Source organism: Streptomyces griseorubiginosus (assembly GCF_036345115.1).
GTDB lineage: Bacteria > Actinomycetota > Actinomycetes > Streptomycetales > Streptomycetaceae > Streptomyces > Streptomyces griseorubiginosus_C.
Window position 1 is genome coordinate 3,938,104 of the sequence record NZ_CP107766.1, and the last position, 17,024, is coordinate 3,955,127.

16 protein-coding genes are annotated in these 17,024 nt (G+C 70.9%); 5 read left to right on the top strand and 11 right to left on the bottom strand.

Annotation, left to right across the window (positions count from 1 at the left end):
* Positions 1 to 37: 37 nt before the first annotated feature.
* The gene (locus OHN19_RS17640) at positions 38 to 1,324 is read right to left on the bottom strand and encodes a geranylgeranyl reductase family protein (RefSeq protein ID WP_030322084.1); all 1,287 of its coding nucleotides are present in this window, start codon (positions 1,322 to 1,324) and stop codon (positions 38 to 40) included.
* 98 nt (positions 1,325 to 1,422) lie between these two features.
* On the opposite strand from OHN19_RS17640, the gene OHN19_RS17645 reads away from it, so the two are divergent.
* Together OHN19_RS17645 and OHN19_RS17650 are read left to right on the top strand one after the other, a co-directional pair.
* Positions 1,423 to 1,947 (top strand): GNAT family N-acetyltransferase, encoded by a 525-nt coding sequence (locus OHN19_RS17645; protein WP_330265095.1) that lies wholly within the window; start codon positions 1,423 to 1,425, stop codon positions 1,945 to 1,947.
* Between the two features lie 110 nt (positions 1,948 to 2,057).
* Positions 2,058 to 2,378 carry a PASTA domain-containing protein gene (locus OHN19_RS17650; RefSeq protein ID WP_330265096.1) on the top strand — a complete coding sequence of 107 codons (321 nt, stop codon included), beginning with the start codon at positions 2,058 to 2,060 and terminating at the stop codon, positions 2,376 to 2,378.
* A 59-nt stretch (positions 2,379 to 2,437) separates the two neighbouring features.
* On the opposite strand, the gene OHN19_RS17655 is transcribed toward OHN19_RS17650, so the two are convergent.
* From OHN19_RS17655 to OHN19_RS17670, 4 genes are read right to left on the bottom strand one after another with little or no spacing between them, the layout of a single operon-like run.
* A complete protein-coding gene (locus OHN19_RS17655) occupies positions 2,438 to 3,133 on the bottom strand; it encodes a demethylmenaquinone methyltransferase (RefSeq protein ID WP_330265097.1) in 696 nt (231 codons plus the stop codon).
* Positions 3,130 to 4,227 (bottom strand): acyltransferase, encoded by a 1,098-nt coding sequence (locus tag OHN19_RS17660; RefSeq protein WP_330265098.1) that lies wholly within the window; start codon positions 4,225 to 4,227, stop codon positions 3,130 to 3,132. The genes OHN19_RS17655 and OHN19_RS17660 overlap by 4 nt, the downstream gene beginning before the upstream one ends.
* Before the next feature lie 58 nt (positions 4,228 to 4,285).
* Positions 4,286 to 6,568 (bottom strand): bifunctional polysaccharide deacetylase/glycosyltransferase family 2 protein, encoded by a 2,283-nt coding sequence (locus OHN19_RS17665; protein WP_330265099.1) that lies wholly within the window; start codon positions 6,566 to 6,568, stop codon positions 4,286 to 4,288.
* A 17-nt stretch (positions 6,569 to 6,585) separates the two neighbouring features.
* Positions 6,586 to 6,915 carry a hypothetical protein gene (locus OHN19_RS17670; RefSeq protein WP_330294117.1) on the bottom strand — a complete coding sequence of 110 codons (330 nt, stop codon included), beginning with the start codon at positions 6,913 to 6,915 and terminating at the stop codon, positions 6,586 to 6,588.
* Positions 6,916 to 7,256: 341 nt separating this feature from the next.
* Between OHN19_RS17670 and OHN19_RS17675 the strand changes: the two genes are divergently transcribed.
* The gene (locus OHN19_RS17675; RefSeq protein WP_330265101.1) at positions 7,257 to 8,273 is read left to right on the top strand and encodes a chitinase; all 1,017 of its coding nucleotides are present in this window, start codon (positions 7,257 to 7,259) and stop codon (positions 8,271 to 8,273) included.
* Between the two features lie 82 nt (positions 8,274 to 8,355).
* Here OHN19_RS17675 and OHN19_RS17680 read toward each other — a convergent pair whose 3' ends face one another.
* The 5 genes from OHN19_RS17680 to OHN19_RS17700 all read right to left on the bottom strand — a co-directional run bounded on the left by OHN19_RS17680 (position 8,356) and on the right by OHN19_RS17700 (position 13,662).
* On the bottom strand, positions 8,356 to 8,895 hold the full coding sequence (locus OHN19_RS17680; RefSeq protein ID WP_330265102.1) for a hypothetical protein: 540 nt from the start codon (positions 8,893 to 8,895) through the stop codon (positions 8,356 to 8,358).
* A 7-nt stretch (positions 8,896 to 8,902) separates the two neighbouring features.
* A complete protein-coding gene (mqnC, locus tag OHN19_RS17685) occupies positions 8,903 to 10,102 on the bottom strand; it encodes a cyclic dehypoxanthinyl futalosine synthase (RefSeq protein WP_330265103.1) in 1,200 nt (399 codons plus the stop codon).
* A 71-nt stretch (positions 10,103 to 10,173) separates the two neighbouring features.
* Positions 10,174 to 10,935, bottom strand: coding sequence for an A24 family peptidase (locus OHN19_RS17690; protein WP_330265104.1), 762 nt, complete (start codon positions 10,933 to 10,935; stop codon positions 10,174 to 10,176).
* Positions 10,932 to 12,782, bottom strand: a complete 1,851-nt coding sequence (locus OHN19_RS17695; protein ID WP_330265105.1) for a serine/threonine-protein kinase — start codon at positions 12,780 to 12,782, stop codon at positions 10,932 to 10,934. The genes OHN19_RS17690 and OHN19_RS17695 overlap by 4 nt, the downstream gene beginning before the upstream one ends.
* 31 nt (positions 12,783 to 12,813) lie before the next feature.
* On the bottom strand, positions 12,814 to 13,662 hold the full coding sequence (locus OHN19_RS17700) for a menaquinone biosynthetic enzyme MqnA/MqnD family protein (protein ID WP_266560953.1): 849 nt from the start codon (positions 13,660 to 13,662) through the stop codon (positions 12,814 to 12,816).
* Between the two features lie 286 nt (positions 13,663 to 13,948).
* Here OHN19_RS17700 and OHN19_RS17705 point away from each other — a divergent pair, with 286 nt between their 5' ends.
* Both OHN19_RS17705 and OHN19_RS17710 read left to right on the top strand, forming a co-directional pair.
* Entirely contained in the window at positions 13,949 to 14,152 is a 204-nt protein-coding gene (locus OHN19_RS17705; protein WP_003992177.1) for a cold-shock protein, read from the top strand.
* Between the two features lie 379 nt (positions 14,153 to 14,531).
* Positions 14,532 to 15,170, top strand: coding sequence for a class I SAM-dependent methyltransferase (locus tag OHN19_RS17710; protein WP_330265106.1), 639 nt, complete (start codon positions 14,532 to 14,534; stop codon positions 15,168 to 15,170).
* Here the strand turns inward: OHN19_RS17710 and kstD are convergent.
* Positions 15,167 to 16,894 (bottom strand): 3-oxosteroid 1-dehydrogenase, encoded by a 1,728-nt coding sequence (gene kstD / locus OHN19_RS17715; RefSeq protein ID WP_330265107.1) that lies wholly within the window; start codon positions 16,892 to 16,894, stop codon positions 15,167 to 15,169. The genes OHN19_RS17710 and kstD overlap by 4 nt on opposite strands.
* Between the last annotated feature and the right edge of the window lie 130 nt (positions 16,895 to 17,024).

Below are 17,024 nucleotides of genomic sequence, written 5' to 3' on the forward strand. Positions count from 1 at the left end.
TCCATGCCTCCACGATGCCCCCGGCGCGGGCCCCGCGTCACGCCTTCGGCGCCACCTTGCTCAGCCCGTTGATGATCCGGTCCATCGCGTCGCCGCCCGTGGGGTCGGTGAGGTTGGCGAGCATCTTCAGGGTGAACTTCATGAGCACCGGGTGGGTCAGGCCGCGCTGGGCCGCGATCTTCATGACCTTCGGGTTGCCGATGAGCTTCACGAAGGCGCGGCCCAGCGTGTAGTAGCCGCCGTAGGTGTCCTTCAGGACGCGCGGGTAGCGCTGGAGCGCCATCTCGCGGCCCGCGGGCGTGGACCGGGCGTGCGCCTGGACGATGACGTCGGCGGCGATCTGGCCGGACTCCATGGCGTAGGCGATGCCCTCGCCGTTGAAGGGGTTCACCAGGCCGCCGGCGTCGCCGACGAGCAACAGGCCGCGGGTGTAGTGGGGCTGGCGGTTGAAGGCCATGGGGAGCGCGGCACCGCGGATCGGCCCGGTCATGTTCTCCGGGGTGTAGCCCCAGTCCTCCGGCATGGAGGCGCACCAGGCCTTCAGCACCTCGCGCCAGTCGAGCTCCTTGAAGGAGTCGGAGGTGTTCAGGACGCCGAGGCCGACATTGGACGTGCCGTCGCCCATGCCGAAGATCCAGCCGTAGCCGGGCAGCAGCCGGTCCTCGCCGGGCCCGCGCCGGTCCCACAGCTCCAGCCAGGACTCCAGGTAGTCGTCCTCGTGGCGGGGGCTCTCGAAGTACGTCCGTACGGCGACGCCCATCGGGCGGTCCTCGCGGCGGTGCAGGCCCATCGCGAGGGAGAGCCGGGTGGAGTTGCCGTCGGCGGCGACCACCAGGGGCGCGTGGAAGGTGACTTCGCGCTTGTCCTCGCCGAGTTTCGCGTGCACGCCCGTGATCCGGCCCGTGCGCTCGTCGGTGATGGGGGCGCCGACGTTGCAGCGCTCGTACAGCCGCGCCCCGGCCTTCTGGGCCTGGCGGGCGAGCTGCTCGTCGAAGTCGTCGCGCTTGCGGACGAGGCCGTAGTCGGGGAAGGAGGCGAGATCCGGCCAGTCGAGCTGGAGGCGGACCCCGCCGCCGATGATCCTGAGGCCCTTGTTCCGCAGCCAGCCCGCCTCCTCGGAGACGTCGATGCCCATGGCGACGAGCTGTTTGACGGCACGCGGGGTCAGACCGTCGCCGCAGACCTTCTCGCGCGGGAACTCGGTCTTCTCCAGCAGGAGTACGTCGAGTCCGGCCTTGGCAAGGTGGTACGCGGTGGTGGAGCCGGCCGGCCCCGCGCCGACGACGATGACATCGGCGGTGTTCTCGGACAGGGGCTCGGTCACGGCGGGATCTCCCCAAGTTCGAAATCTGCGTGCCGACCGGCACTGGACATGGGCAGTCTATTCAGCAGAATTGATCACCCGGCTGAAGGGCTGCCCCAGTGAACCGAGCTCTGCCCGTAGTACGGCTCCGTGTCCCCACCGACGAGGACGCCGTCGCCTGGCACCGGGTCTTCGACGACCCGGACGTCATGGAGTTCCACGGCGGCAAGTCCGCGGAGCTGTCCGTCTACGAGGAGCTCACCGCGCGCCAGCGGCGGCACGACGCCGAGCTGGGTTTCTGCCTGTGGACCATGGTCGACGAGAGCGGCCGGGTCATCGGTTTCACCGGCGCGCAGCCCTGGCCGCGGGACTGGGGGCCGACCGGTGAGATCGAGATCGGCTGGCGGCTCGGGCGGGAGTTCTGGGGCAAGGGGTACGCCACCGTGGCCGCGCGGATGACGCTGGAGCGGCTCCGGGCGGCGGGCGTCACCGACGTGGTGGCGATGGTCAGACCCGGCAACGAACGGTCGATCGCGGTCACCAAGCGCCTCGGTATGGACCTCGCGGAGACGTATCCGCACCCGCAGCTCCCGGAAGAGGCCCTCTGCTTCCGGCTCTCCCTCCGAGACGGTGACCCAGCGTAGCCGTCTGCTACAGAACGAAACCCGGCACTTCCGGCTGCCGCCGGGGCGGAGTTACCCTTCCAGTACCGCTGGGGGTGACATCTGTGCGCATAACACCCAAAACACCCGAAGTGCGCGTACCGCGTCTGGTCGGACTCATGGCAGTGGACGCGCGTGAGACGGCCCAGGCGCAGGGCCTGTTCATCAATGCGCCGGACCGCAAGGACTTCCATCAGGCCGTCGTCGACTATGTCGTACGTCAGTACCCGCAGCCCGGTGCCGAGGTGCCGCGGGAGTCGATGGTGTACGTCTGGTTCGACTTCGGTCCCGGAGAGGGCGGCGGAGGCGTCCACGAGCCCCGCGTCCCGAGGTCCCCGAGCGGCGGCCTCCAGCGCGAACTGGACGAGCCGGGCGACCCGTACCACGTCCGCTGTACGACGGGACTCGGCTGAGGGCGCCCTGGAGAAGGCGGGTCGGCACTCCTCGACGCCCTCGCGGCGGAAGGAGCCGGTCAGCTCTCCTTGACGCCCCGGTGCAGGGCCACGATCCCGCCCGTGAGGTTGCGCCACGCCACCTTCGACCAGCCCGCCTTCTGGAGGCGTTCGGCCAGGGCCGGCTGGTCGGGCCAGGCGCGGATGGACTCGGCGAGGTAGACGTAGGCGTCGGGGTTGGAGGAGACCGCGCGGGCCACCGGCGGCAGGGCGCGCATCAGGTACTCGGTGTAGACCGTGCGGAAGGGCGCCCAGGTGGGATGCGAGAACTCGCAGATCACGACCCGGCCGCCGGGCTTGGTCACCCGGTACATCTCGCGCAGGGCGGCATCGGTGTCCTGGACGTTGCGCAGCCCGAAGGAGATGGTGACGGCGTCGAAGGTGTCGTCCTTGAAGGGCAGCCTCGTCGCGTCGCCGGCCGTGAGCGGCAGCCAGGGGTGGTTCTTCTTGCCGACCCTGAGCATGCCGAGGGAGAAGTCGCAGGGGACGACGTACGCGCCCGTGCGCGCGAAGGGCAGCGAGGAGGTGGCCGTGCCCGCCGCCAGGTCCAGGACCTTCTGCGCGGGACGGGCGTCGACCGCCTTGGCGACCTCCTTGCGCCACGCCCGGTCCTGGCCGAGCGAGAGCACGTCGTTGGTCAGGTCGTACCGTTCCGCCACGTCGTCGAACATCGAGGCGACTTCGTGCGGCTGCTTGTTCAGGGAAGCGCGGGTCACGGACCCATTCTTGCAGGCCGCCCTCCCGGAAGGAGCTGCGGCTTCTTCTTCCCGGCCACGTCCTCCACCCAGCCGCACACCAGGACGAACACCGCGATCAGCACCCACCCGACGCCGAACATGAACCACTGGCTCTCCAGCGGCAGCCACTTCTCGAAGGCGGGCACGTCCCAGAACCGGTCGATCAGCGGCACGGCCAGGACCAGCGCGATCTCGTGCCACAGGTAGATCGTCACCGCGCGGGAGTTGAAGACGGTGACGAGACGGTCGGTGCGGCGGAAGCGGGTCAGCCGGGCGAAGTCGATCCCGAAGTACGCCTTGGCCCACATCAGCAGCGTCACGTACCCGGCGGACCAGAAGGCCTGGGCGAGGGGGATGTCGTCGAGGTCGTACGACCCCGTCCCGGCCTGGTGGGTGACGGCGTACCAGCCGCCGAACCCGATCGCGGCGAGCGAGAGCACGACGACGGCGAACGGCTTCAGCCGCTCCAGGACCCCGTCCCGGTGGGCGAAGCCGAGGAGCCAGCAGAACAGGAAGGTCGCGAGGTCGGTCAGGGCGCTGCCGAGGCGGTTGTCCGGCGGCTCCCACAGGAACTGGAAGACCACGACCGGGGCGAGGGACAGCAGCAGGACCGGCACCGGGGCGAGCCGGAACACCCTCAGCAGCGCCGGGGACAGCAGGACGAACCACAGGTAGGTGCGCAGGTACCAGAGGATCTCCCAGGCCTGCTCGCCCCACGCGTTGCCCGGCGGGTCCCCCAGCGGTACGACCCAGAAGACGAGCTGCCAGCCCGGCATCCAGTCGTGGACCAGCATCGCGAGGACGACGAAGACGCCCCAGAACCAGAACGGCGGGAGCAGGCGTCGCATCCTGCTCCTGACCACCGTGACCGCCGGTCTCTCCAGCGACCTGGCCATCAGGGTGCCGGCGAGGCCGAACATGATCCCCATGGACGGGAAGACCATGCCGGCCCAGGCCCACCCGAAGGTGTGATAGGCGACGACCCGGATCAGGGCGACGGCCCGCAGGGTGTCGAAGTAGCGGTCGCGGCCGGGCGTCTCGGGCCGGGGCGGGGACACGACGACCTGCGGCATCGGGGCCGTATCGGCGGGCGGAGCCGTTCGGACGTCTCCTCTTCTGTGCGAACCCACCTCAGCCCACCCCCGCCGGCGTCCCGACCTCACCGGTGCGCTTCAGCTTCTGCCAGCGCAGGCGACCGCCGGTGAGGGCGGTGATGCAGGAGTGGATGAGGACGAGGTACATCATCTGCCGGTAGGCCAGCTGCTGGAGCGGCATCATCAGCAGATAGCGGTACTTCTCCTTGTCGAGGCGGAAGGCGTACGCGGCGCACACCAGCTGGATGCCGAGGACCGCGAGCCACGCGTACAGCGCCGCCCGGAAGTCGACGAAGATCATCGAGTAGGCGGTGAACACGTCGATCAGCGGGGCGAAGACCGGCGTGACGATCTGGAAGATCACCACCAGCGGCATCCCGACCCGGCCGAAACGGCCCGAAGGCCCCTTGTCCGTGAGGGACTTCCGGTGCTTCCACAGGGCCTGCATGGTGCCGTACGACCACCGGTACCGCTGCGACCACAGCTGCTTCAGGGAACCCGGCGCCTCGGTCCACGCGCGGGCGTGCTCCTGGTAGACGACCCGCCAGCCCGCGCGGTGCATCGCGATGGTGATGTCGGTGTCCTCGGCGAGGGTGTCCTCGCTCATCCCGCCGACCTGGAGCACCGCCTCGCGGCGGAACGCGCCGATCGCGCCCGGGATCGTCGGCATGCAGCGCAGCAGGTCGTACATGCGGCGGTCGAGGTTGAAGCCCATCACGTACTCGATGTGCTGCCAGGCCCCGATGACCGTGTTGCGGTTGCCGACCTTGGCGTTGCCGGCGACCGCGCCGACCTCCTCGTTCGCGAAGGGCTGCACCAGCTGCCGTACGGTGTCCGGCTCGAAGACGGTGTCGCCGTCCATCATCACGACGATGTCGTGACTGGCGCTGCGGACGCCGTTGTTGAGGGCGGCCGGCTTGCCCGCGTTCTCCTGGCGGATGACCCGCACGTTCGTCATGCCCAGTCGGTGGGCGGCCTCGCGGGCGATCTCGGAGGTGCCGTCCGAGGAGCCGTCGTCGACCACGATCACCTCGATCGGGTGGGTGCTCCTCGCCAGGGACTCCAGGGTGTTGGCGATGCACTCCTTCTCGTTGTACGCCGGGACGATCACCGTCACCGGCCGGGTGACCGTGGGTCCCCAGCTGAAGCGGCGCCGGTTGCGCTGTCGGTGGTGGCGGCGCGCGAGGACCAGCATCATCCCGAACCGGCCCATGACCGCGACGCCCACGATCACCAGCCCGACCGACAGCGTGGGCACCGTGTACTCGGCGACGGCGACGGCCGCGACGAGCGCCTTGCCCTCGTAGAGGGTGGTGCCGGTGGCCTCGCGATGGGCGGCCTGGAGACGGCGGGTGCCGGTCTGGGTGCCGGCCTCCGTGCCGGTCTGAGTGCCGTTCCGGTCGCCGTTCCGGTCGCCGCCCAGGAACCGCGCGCCCGTGTTCTGCGCCTCGACGACCCCGCTGATGGTGGTGAAGGTGTAGCCCTTCGCCCGCATCTTCTCGATGTACTTCGGCAGCGCCGCGATCGTCTGCTCGCGGTCGCCACCGGCGTCGTGCATCAGCACGGAGGCGCCCGAGGTCCCGGACGGGGTGGCCCACTGGACGATCTTCGAGACGCCGGGCTTCTTCCAGTCGTCGCTGTCGGTGTCGACGAACACGCTGGTGTAGCCCTCCTCGCCGAGCTTCTCGTAGACCGGCCAGCTGTAGTTGTCGATCGCGTCCGTCTCCGAGGAGTACGGCGCCCGGAACAGCGTGGTGGTGATGCCGGCCGCGCCCGCGAGGGCGAGCTGGGTCTGCGTCATCTCGCGCCGGATGCGGGCGTCGCTCTGGTAGGAGAGGTCGACGTGGGTGAAGGTGTGGACGCCCACCTCGTTGCCCTGGTCGACCATGTCCTTCACGATCCCGGGGTAGCGCGAGACCATCGAGCCGACCACGAAGAAGGTCGCCGGGACGTCGTACTTCTCCAGGATCTTCAGAACCTGGGGCGTGTACGTCGGGTTCGGGCCGTCGTCGAAGGTGAGCGCGATCGTCCTGGCGGGGACGGAGGTGGTGGTGGCCTGGCCGCCCCGGAAGCTGACGATCGGGCCGCCGTCGAGGATCTTGTCGGGGACCTTGCTGGAGCTGGCACCGTCGCGCACCCGCTCGTCGCCGCCGACCTCGGCGCGCAGATAACCGTCGAGCAGCATCACGCTGGTCAGGCCGAGCAGGAGCAGCAGGGCGAGGATGACCCGCGGTTTCTGCAACGCCGCGGCCTTGCCCGCCGCCCGCTCCATGCGGGTGGGGGCACGCCGGCGGCCGCGGGAGGGCGTCGTCGTGGTCATGTGGTGGGCCGTTCGGGTCAGTTGGCGGCCGCGGAGGCGGTCGGGGCGGTGGGCGGGGTACCGGTGGGCCGGACCGGCGGGGTGCCGATGCCGCCCTGGGGCTGGAAGCCACCGGGGCCGGAGTTCGAGGAACCGCGCGGTCCGCCGCCCGCGAAGGGCAGCAGCGACGTGCTGGAGACGCCGATGCCCATGAAGGCCAGGCCGAGCACCACGGCGTAGCCGAGGCACAGGACGCCGAGGAGAAGGCCGATCCGGCGCAGCATCTTGGAGCGGCGTCCGGAGTTGTCAACGAACACGGGACCGTCGGCGGACCCGTTACTACCGCGTTTGCGGCGGCGACCGCGCATGTCCGCACGGTTTTCGATGGCAGGCTCGGAATGCATTCCCCAGACGTTAAGGAGTCTTTATGTGACCGATTCAGGTCTTCTTGTGAGGCGCATATGAGAAACGCCTTAACCTGTCTTTTCCCTGAGAGATTCCACGAACGCCTGCGCGGGCCGCCATGGCCGGAAGGGAGCCGAATGCCCGGATCAGTTCGCCCGATTGACCCCATTCACGCGGTGCGACCCATGGATTCCCTGTGCGTCGACGGCCGTTCTGAACACCGGCTTCGTATGAGACGTTCTCCTTTCGAATAACCCTTTGTTTCGAGCCTGAGACGAACATCACGAGAGCGGGTGCATGAAGAATGCGGGTTTTCCTGAGGCCGGCCGCCGGGCTCACCTGTCTGTTCGCCCTGGCCACCACCGGGTGTTCCGCCGAGGCCGGCCCCGCGCCGGAAGCGACGCGCACGGCGTCCCCCCAGGCGTCGTCCGACACGTCACCCGGCACTGCCTACGCCCCCTACGTCAGCGCGACCGAGGCGTCCGGGAACGACTCCGCGGGCTCGCCGTCCGTGTACAACCTCGCGTTCGTGATCGCCGACGGGAGTGACTGCACGCCGTCCTGGAACGGTACGGCGGCGGTCGGCGACTCCTCCGTGAAGTCCCGGATCAGTGCGCTGAAGGAGGACGGGGCGAAGGTGCGGGTCTCCTTCGGCGGGGCGTCCGGGAAGGAGCTGGCCGAGACCTGCTCCAGTGCGGCGAAGCTGGCCGCGGCCTACGGAAAGGCCCTGGACGCGGCCGGGTCCTCCCTCGCCGACTTCGACGTCGAGGGGGACGCGCTGACGGACTCCGACTCGGTGGAGCTGCGGTCCGAGGCGATCGCGTTGCTCCAGGAGGAGCGCAGTGGTCTCACCGTGTCCTTCACGCTGCCCGTCATGCCGTCGGGGCTCGACGACGACAGCGTGGCGCTGCTGGAGTCGGCGAACGACAAGTCCGTTCAGGTGTCGACCGTCAACATCATGACGATGAACTACGGGGAGTCGTACGACGGGGACATGGGGGATTACGCGGTCACTTCGGCGAAGGCGGCGCAGAGTCAGTTGAAGGAGGTGTTCGGGACCACGGACGCCACTGCGTGGCGGGCTTTGGCGCTCACTTCGATGATCGGGACGAATGATGTGGACGGGGAGACGTTCACGTTGTCCGACGCGGCGCAGGTGCGGGCTTTTGCCGAGTCGAAGGAGGTGGCTTGGGTGTCGATGTGGTCTGCGTTCCGGGATCAGCAGTGCCGGGAGGGGGACGCCGATGAGGATGACGCGTTGACCCATTGCAGTGGGGTTTCTCAGAGTTCGGGGGCGTTTGGGGCGGCGTTGGGGGGTTGAGTTTCGGGTGCGGCTCTTTGGGGGCTGGTCGCGCCCACGCGGCGGAGCCGCATGTCGATACGGCCCCGCGCCCCTCAGGTACTCACCTGCGCCTGTGCAGCAGGCGGCCCCTGATCACCGTGGCCACGCATTCCGTTGCGTCGAAAACCGCGAAGGTCGCGTCCGCGCCCGGGAGCAACAGCGACTCCGTGGGACCCGGCTCGATCGCCAGACCCGACCTGTGCACCGCGTCGATCACCGTGGCGCGTCGCAACGGGCCCACCACCGCCACCGTCCCCTTCGCCAGCAGCCGCTGCACTCCTCGCCGCGCGCTCGCGCCCCACCTCGCGTCGGTCATGCCGAGGGCCGACAGCGCCTCGCCCGTGAGGGGTTCGTCGCCCAGGTCCTCACGCGGGTCCGGGTGGTAGGCCTGCTCCAGCAGTTCCGGGCCGTGCGGTTCGACGAGGCCCGGGGTGAGAACTCCCGGCCAGCGGCGGACCCTTGCGGACGGGTGTGCGGCGACCAGGTCGTCGTACAGCGCTACGGCCGTGATCTGCCGTCCCTCGACCAGTACCGCCCCGCCGGGCAGCGAAGGGCTCTCGCCGCCCGGGGTCAGGACGTCGGCGGTGTGGATCGTCAGCACCGCGTGCCTAGTTGGACGCGAGGATCTTCAGCTCGGGGTGGGCCGTGCCGCCCTCGATGGCCGTGGAGGAGATGTGGGACTGGACGCGCGCGTCGACCGGGTCGTTCGCCAGGTCGTCGTGGACCACGAGGTGTTCGTAGGTCGTCGAGCGCTGGGCCGGGACCCGGCCCGCCGTGCGGATCATGTCGATCATTTCCTGGAGGTTGGAGCGGTGCTTGGCACCGGCCGCCGAGACGACGTTCTCCTCCAGCATGACCGAGCCGAGGTCGTCCGCGCCGTAGTGCAGCGTCAGCTGGCCCGCGTCCTGGCCGGTGGTGAGCCAGGAGCCCTGGATGTGGGCGATGTTGTCCATGAAGAGCCGGGAGATCGCGATCATCCGCAGGTACTCGAAGATCGTGGCCTGGGTGCGGCCCTTCAGGTGGTTGTTCATCGGCTGGTACAGGTACGGGATGAAGGCGCGGAAGCCGCCCGTGCGGTCCTGGACGTCACGGATCATCCGCAGGTGCTCGATGCGCTCGGCGTTGGTCTCGCCGGTGCCCATCAGCATGGTGGACGTGGACTCCACGCCCAGCCGGTGCGCGGTCTCCATGATCTCCAGCCAGCGCTCGCCGGACTCCTTGAGCGGCGCGATGGCCTTGCGGGGGCGCTCGGGCAGCAGCTCGGCGCCCGCGCCGGCGAAGGAGTCGAGGCCGGCGGTGTGGATCCGCTGGATCGCCTCCTCGACGCTCACCTTGGAGATCCTGGCCATGTGCTCGACCTCGGAGGCACCGAGGGAGTGGATGACCAGCTGCGGGAACTCCTTCTTGATGGCCGCGAAGTGCTTCTCGTAGTACTCGACGCCGTAGTCCGGGTGGTGGCCGCCCTGGAACATGATCTGGGTGCCGCCGAGTTCGACGGTCTCCGCGCACCGGCGCAGGATGTCGTCCAGGTCGCGGGTCCAGCCCTTGTCCTTGGCGGTGGGCGGGGCGTAGAACGCGCAGAACTTGCACGCCGTCACGCAGACGTTCGTGTAGTTGATGTTCCGCTCGATGATGTACGTGGCGATGTGCTCGGTGCCCGCGTACCGCCTGCGGCGCACCGCGTCCGCCGCGGAGCCCAGCGCGTGCAGCGGGGCGTCGCGGTAGAGGTCGAGCGCCTCCTCCGGAGTGATCCGCCCACCCTCGGCGGCACGGTCGAGGACGGACTGAAGGTCGGCCTTCTCGGTCACCGGGGCGTGCCTTTCGTCAAGGGTTCGGACGGACCAAGCCAGCCTACGCCAGCCCTGTGACGGGCCCGACCTCAGGCCGTGTACGCGCCGATCAGCAGCCCCGCGTACGCCCCCGCGATCAGGAACGGCCCGAACGGGATCGCCGTCCTGCGACCCGCCTTGCCCGCGAGGACCAGGACACCGCCCCACAGCGCGCCGAGCAGGAACCCGGCGAAGGTGCCGAGGAGCACGGTGTCCCAGCCGTACCACCCGAGGACCGCCCCCGCGCCGAGCGCCAGCTTCACGTCGCCGAAGCCCATGCCGCCGGGGTTGATCCGCCACAGCACCCAGTAGCCGGCGCCGAGCGCGAGGGCGCCGTACAGGGCGTGCGGCCAGCTCCCGGCGTGCTCGGGCACCAGCGAGACCAGCCCCAGCAGGGCGAGCGCGGCGGCCGCGAGCGGGAGGGTGAGCGGGTCGGGAAGCCGTCGTACCCGCAGGTCGACAGCGGCCAGCAGGACACCCACGGGGGCGAGCAGCAGCCAGACGGCGAGCTCCGGACGGGTGCCGGTGGCGGCGGCGAGGCCGGCGCAGACGAGGGCGGTGACGGCGGGGAGGAGGAGCCCGCCGGGGCCGTACGACTTGGCGAGAAGGGGCACGCCGGGGTCGTACGACTGCCCCTTGCCGCAGGTGCGGCAGCTCGCGCGGCCGAGCCATCCGCCCAGCGGGTGCCCGGCGGGGCAGGTGCGGCGCCAGGGTTCCTCGCTGGGCACGGAGAAGCGGTAGGCGGCGCGCGGCAGCAGGGCGCCCGTCACCGCTCCCCAGAGTGCGGCGACGGCGATGAGCAGCGCGGTCACTCCTCGACCTTCGACATCCGTGCCTCGGGGTAGCCCTCGGCCGCGCTCTCCGAGGTGTACTTCAGGTCGTCGCCCACGGTGGTGAGGCGGACCGTGTGGGCGGCGGGGTTGCAGCCGGCGTGGTTGTCCTTGGCTCCGACCGCCGTGGTGACGAGTTCGGTGTCGGTGACCTTCTTCAGGGTGAGGACGTCCGTGCAGACCGCGCCGACCGCGTCGGTCTGCCGCAGCCGTCCCAACTCCCCGCCCACGCCGACCTCCTTGACGGTGATCCGGAAGGTCCCCATCGGCAGGCTCCCGCCGAGCCCCGTGCCCTCGCCCTCCCAGGTGCCGAGGAAGCGGGCGGGGACGGCGGCCGGTCCACCCGACGACTCGCTCGACGGCTCCCTCGACGGCGAAGGGGAGACCGAAGTGGAGGCGGACGAGGACGCCGACGGTGCGGACGTCGGCGCCGAGGAGTACGCGTCGCTGCCGGGCGGGGAGGAGCTCGCCGAGTCGTCGTCGCCCCGCCCGGGCAGCAGGTCGAACACGAACACCGAGCCCACGGTCACCGCGGCCAGGGCCCCGGCGACGGCGAGGGCGACGGTGCAGCTCATGCGGCGGCCGCGGCCGCCCTCCCCGGGCGTGGCGGTGGCGGCGACGGAGACGGAGAGCCGGCCGGGTCTCTTGTCGGCGGGCACCACCGTCTCCCCCGGCACCGCGTCCCGGGGCTCGGGCACATACGGGCCAGAGGTGCCGGAGGGGCCGGGAGTGCCCGTGGGCGTGCCCAGCGGAGTCGGCGGGGTGACCGGGTACGCCGGGGGCCCGGCCGCGGCGGCCGGAGGCGCCCCCGCGGACACGACCGGCATCACCGGCGGCGGCCCGAACGCGCCCACCGTGCCCGCCGGCCCGGCCCCCACCGAAGGACTGGTGAAGCCCACCGGCCCGGACGGCTGCTCCCCCGTGCGCTCCCCCGCCGCCTCGAGGTTCAAGAGCTGTACGGCACTTCGCCCCACCTGCTCCACCAGCGCCCCCGGCAGCCACCCCGCCGCCACCAGCCGGGCCGCTCCCTCGGGGGCCAGCCGCCGGGCCAGCTCCCCCGGAGCCGGCCGGTCCTGGGGCGACTTGGCGAGACACGCCTCCACGACGTCCCGCAGCTCACCGCTCAGCGCGCCGAGTTCGGGCTGCTCGTGGACGACCTTGTAGAGGAGGGAGGCCGAGGAGTCCCCGGGGAAGGGCGGTGCCCCCGTGGCCGCGTACGCCAGCACCGCGCCCAGCGAGAAGACGTCCGCCGCGCCCGACACCCCCTTGCTCAGGATCTGTTCGGGCGCCATGTAGCCGGGGGACCCGATCGAGACCCCCGTGGACGTCAGCGACGCCGTGCCGTCCGTGGCGCGTGCGATGCCGAAGTCGATGAGGAGCGGGCCGTCGACTGTGAGCAGGACGTTGGAGGGCTTCACGTCCCGGTGGACGAGCCCCAGTTCGTGCACGGCCGCCAGCGCCTCGGCGAGCCCCGCCCCCAGCACGCGTACGGAGTGCTCGGGCAGCGGCCCCCCGTCCGTGACCGCCGTGGCCAGCGAGGGGCCCGCCGCGTACCCCGTGGCGACCCAAGGGACGGCGGCCTCCGGATCGGCGTCCAGCACGGGGGCCGTCCACGCTCCGCCCACCCTGCGCGCCGCGTCGACCTCGCGCCGGAAGCGGGCACGGAACTCCTCGTCGAGCGCGAAGTGCGGGTGCACGATCTTCACGGCGACGGTACGGCCCCCGGCGCTGCGGCCGAGGTAGACCCGGCCCATGCCGCCGGACCCCAGTCGGCCGAGCAGCCGGTAGGGGCCCACGGCGGTGGGTTCGTCGACTCCCAGCGGCTGCATACCGGCCTCCCCCATAAGGTGTGGATGCAGGTTAGGGCTGAAGCAGTTCCACCTTCACGTCCCCGGGGAAACCCGTCGTGGGCCCCACCCTTCGCGCGAACTCCGTGACCGCGGCCAACTGCGGGCCGCCGAAGCGGAAGTCCAGGGTCGTGAAGTACTTCTCCAGGACCTTCTCGTCGAAGGCCTCCCAGCGGGCCGCCTGTTCCGCGACCTTGCCGACCTCCTCCAGGGAGAGGTTGCGGGAGGCGAGGAAGGCCTCGTGGACCTTGCGGGTGATGACCGGCTCGCGCTCCAGGTAGTCCCGGCGGGCGGCCCAGACGGCGAAGACGAACGGCAGCCCGGTCCACTCCTTCCAGAGCGAGCCGAGGTCGTGCACCTCGAGGCCGAAGCGCGGCCCGTCGAGGAGGTTGGCCCGCAGCGCCGCGTCTCCGATGAGTACGGCGGCCTCCGCCTCCTGCATCATCAGGCTGAGGTCGGGCGGGCAGGTGTAGTAGTCGGGCCGCACGCCGTAGCGCTCGGCGAGGAGGAGCTGGGCGAGCCGGACCGAGGTGCGCGAGGTCGACCCGAGGGCCACCCTGGCGCCGTCCAGCTCGTCCAGCGGGACCTGCGAGACGATGACGCAGGACATGACCGGGCCGTCGCAGCCGACGGCGATGTCGGGGAAGGCGACCAGGTCGTCCGCGTTCTTGAGGAACTCGACGAGGGTGATGGGCCCGATGTCGAGGTCTCCCTGCACCAGCTTCTCGCTGAGCTTCTCCGGGGTGTCCTTCGTGAGCTCGAAGTCGAGGAGCGTGCCCGTCCTCGCGAGCCCCCAGTACAGGGGCAGGCAGTTCAGGAACTGGATGTGGCCGACGCGCGGCCGGGTGCGAGAATTGTCCACATCGCGACACTAGACCCCTTGGGGTACGCTTCGAACTTCGGCCCCCGAGGTCAACCTCTCCGCGATCTTCAAACATCTGGGTGACGTGATCTTGGCCTCTGTTGCTTTCGGCTGCCCGCGTGCTAGGCTCGCCGCAAGTTGCAGTTTGGTTTCCCTTGCAGTACAGAGCCTGCGGAGCATGTAACCGCGGGCTCTAGTCGTTTTCAGAAGAATGCAGTTGTGCGGCACTGTTTTCACACTTGCAGGTTCTGGAGCAGGGCAACCCTTTTGGGCCCAAGGAGGGCTTATGGCTACCGGAACCGTGAAGTGGTTCAACGCCGAAAAGGGCTTTGGCTTCATCGCCCAGGAGGGCGGAGGCCCCGACGTCTTCGTCCACTACTCCGCGATCAACGCGAGCGGCTTCCGTTCGCTGGAGGAGAACCAGCAGGTCTCCTTCGACGTGACGCAGGGCCCGAAGGGCCCGCAGGCGGAGAACGTCACCCCCGTCTGAGCGATCCCGACTCCGAGGCACTCCAGCCTCTGATCCGGACCTGAAAGCAGTACCCAAGGAGCCCCGCGCCGCACGGCAGCGGGGCTCCTGCCTTTGTCCCAGGGTCGCGGTGATCGTGACGCCGGCGGTGGGGACGTACGCCTTCCGGCTGGTCGGCCCGGCGCCGCACGAGCGGGGCGAGATCCCGGCGAGGGGCCAGGAAGTGCGGTCGGCGGGAGCGGTCGTCCTGCTGATGGCCCCGCTGGCGACCGGGTCCCTGGTGGAGGGGGCTGGTTCGCGGGGTGGGCCCGGCGTGGTGCCGGGGCGGCGGCCGGGACCGCGGTGCTGCGGGCGGCCGGGGACGGCTGAGTGTCAGTGGGGGCCGCTAGGGTCCCCGGCCATGACCGACACCGACTTCGTGGCCGCCACCCGCACCTTCTACGACAGCGTCGCCGAGGACTACGCCGTGCAGTTCCGGGGCGTGCTCACCGTGAGCCCCCTGGACCGCGTCCTGCTGGCCGGGTTCGCCGAGCTGGTGGGGGACGGCGGGCAGGTCGCCGACCTGGGGTGCGGGCCCGGGCGGATCACCGCCCATCTCGCCTCGCTCGGGCTGTCCGTCTTCGGGCTCGACCTCTCGGAGTCGATGCTCGCCATCGCCCGCAGGGAGAACCCGGGGCTGCGGTTCGAGCAGGGGTCGATGCTGGAGCTGGACCTGCCCGACGGGGCGCTCGCCGGTGCCGTGTCCTGGTACTCGTCCATCCACACGCCGGTGGACGAGCTGCCCCGCCTGTTCGCCGAGCTCCACCGGGTGCTGGCGCCGGGCGGGCATCTGATGGTCGCCTTCCAGGCCGGTGACCAGGACCGGCACCACGACCGGCCTTGGGGGCGGCCCGTCTCGCTGACCTTCCGGCGGCGGCGGCCGGAGCGGGTCGCCGAGCTGCTCCGGGCGGCCGGCTTCGCGCTCGTCTCGCAGACGGTGCGCGAACCCGGCCCCGAGGAGGTGTCCCAGCAGGCGTTCCTGATCGCCCGCCGCCCCTAGCGCCCCGCGATGTCCCGGGCCGCGATGTACCCGAACGTCATCGCCGGCCCGATCGTGGAGCCCGCGCCCGCGTAACTGTGGCCCATGACCGCCGCGCTCGCGTTCCCGGCCGCGTACAGCCCCGGGATCACCGAGCCGTCCGGCCGCAGGACGCGGGCGCGGGCGTCGGTGCGCAGGCCGCCCTTGGTGCCGAGGTCGCCGGGGACGATCCGGAAGGCGTAGTACGGGGGCAGCCAGAGCGGGGCCAGGCAGGAGTTCGGGAGGACCGACGGGTCCGTGTAGTAGTGGTCGTAGGCGCTGTTACCGCGTCCGAAGTCCGTGTCGTCGCCCTTGAGGGCCAGGGAGTTGAAGCGGTCGACGGTGGCACGGAGGGCGGCGGCCGGGACGCCGATGGAGCCGGCCAGGGCGTCGACCGTCCAGGCCTTGTGCGCGGCGCCCGAGCTGTACCAGTCGTCCGGGAGGACGAAGGTCGGTGCGATGTCCTTGAAGAGGTACCGGTTGCGGTAGTTCTGGTCGACGATCAGCCAGGACGGGATGTCCGGGTCGGTCGGGTTGCGCTCGTACATGGTGTGGACGACATCGCTGTAGGGGGCGGCCTCGTTGACGTACCGGCGTCCGGCCGCGTTGACGATGAGGCCGCCGGGCAGGGTGCGTTCGGCGAGGCAGAAGTACGGCTCGTCGGGCAGCGGGATCGCCGGTCCCCACCAGGCGTCGTCCATGAGGGCGACATCGGCGCCGAGCCGCTGTCCGGCCCGGATGCCGTCCCCCGTGTTCTCCTTCGCGCCGACGGTCCACGCGGTGCCGATGGGCTGCCGCTGGTACTGGGCCCGCATCGCCGCGTTGTGCTCGAAGCCGCCGGAGCCGACGATCACGCCGCGGCGGGCGCGGTGGAGGCCGGCGGGGGTGACCGCTCCGGCGACGGTGCCGTTCTCGATGTACAGCTCGGTGAGGGGGGTGTTCAGGCGGACGGGCACGCCCGCGTCCAGGAGGCCCTTCCGGAGGCCGGCCGCCAGGGACTGGCCCATGGTGAGCGGGGTCTGCCCGAGCAGGGCCGCCTTCGTGCCGCGCGCGAGGCACTCGGCGGCCACGGCGGCGCCCTTGACACTGACGGCGGACAGGGCGAGCCACTTGTAGTCGGCGCTGAACACGACGAGTCCCGCGGGGACTGCGAGGTACGGCGGGTTCAGGTGGGCGAGTTCGGCGCCGAGGATGTTGCCGTCGAGCTGGTCGGGCTCGATGGAGCGGCCGTTCGGGAGGCCGCCCGGGAGCTCGGGGTAGTAGTCGCTGTACCCCTCCATCCAGCGGAACCGCAGCGGGCTGTTGGCCATGACGAAGGAGATCATGGCGGGCCCCTGGGTGAGGAAGGCCTGCTGCCGGGCGGCGGGCACGTCCGGGCCCACGACGGCGGCGAGGTAGGCGGCCGCCTTGGCCGGGGTGTCGGGGACGCCCGCGGCCAGGACGACGGGGTTGTTGGGGATCCAGATCCCGGCGCCGGAACGGGCGGCGGAGCCGCCGAAGGTGGGCGCCTTCTCCAGCACCACGGTGCTCAGTCCCTGCTTGGCCGCGGTGAGCGCGGCCGTCATCCCGGCGGCACCGGACCCGATGACGACGACGTCCCAGGTCCCCGCCGTCGGCAGGTCGGCGGCGCTCGCGCCCTGGTGCACCCCGGCGGCGACGGCCAGACCGGCACCGGAGGCCAGCAGATGTCTTCGGGTCACGCTCATGGTCGGGGTCCCCCCTGTGGTTGGTACGGACGAAGAGGTCCGGAACGTCGCGCGGGGGTCTTGAGAAGTCAAGGGGCGTGGAGGGTGCGGGGAACCCGAGCCGTACGGAACCACCTGGGCGGGTTCTCCT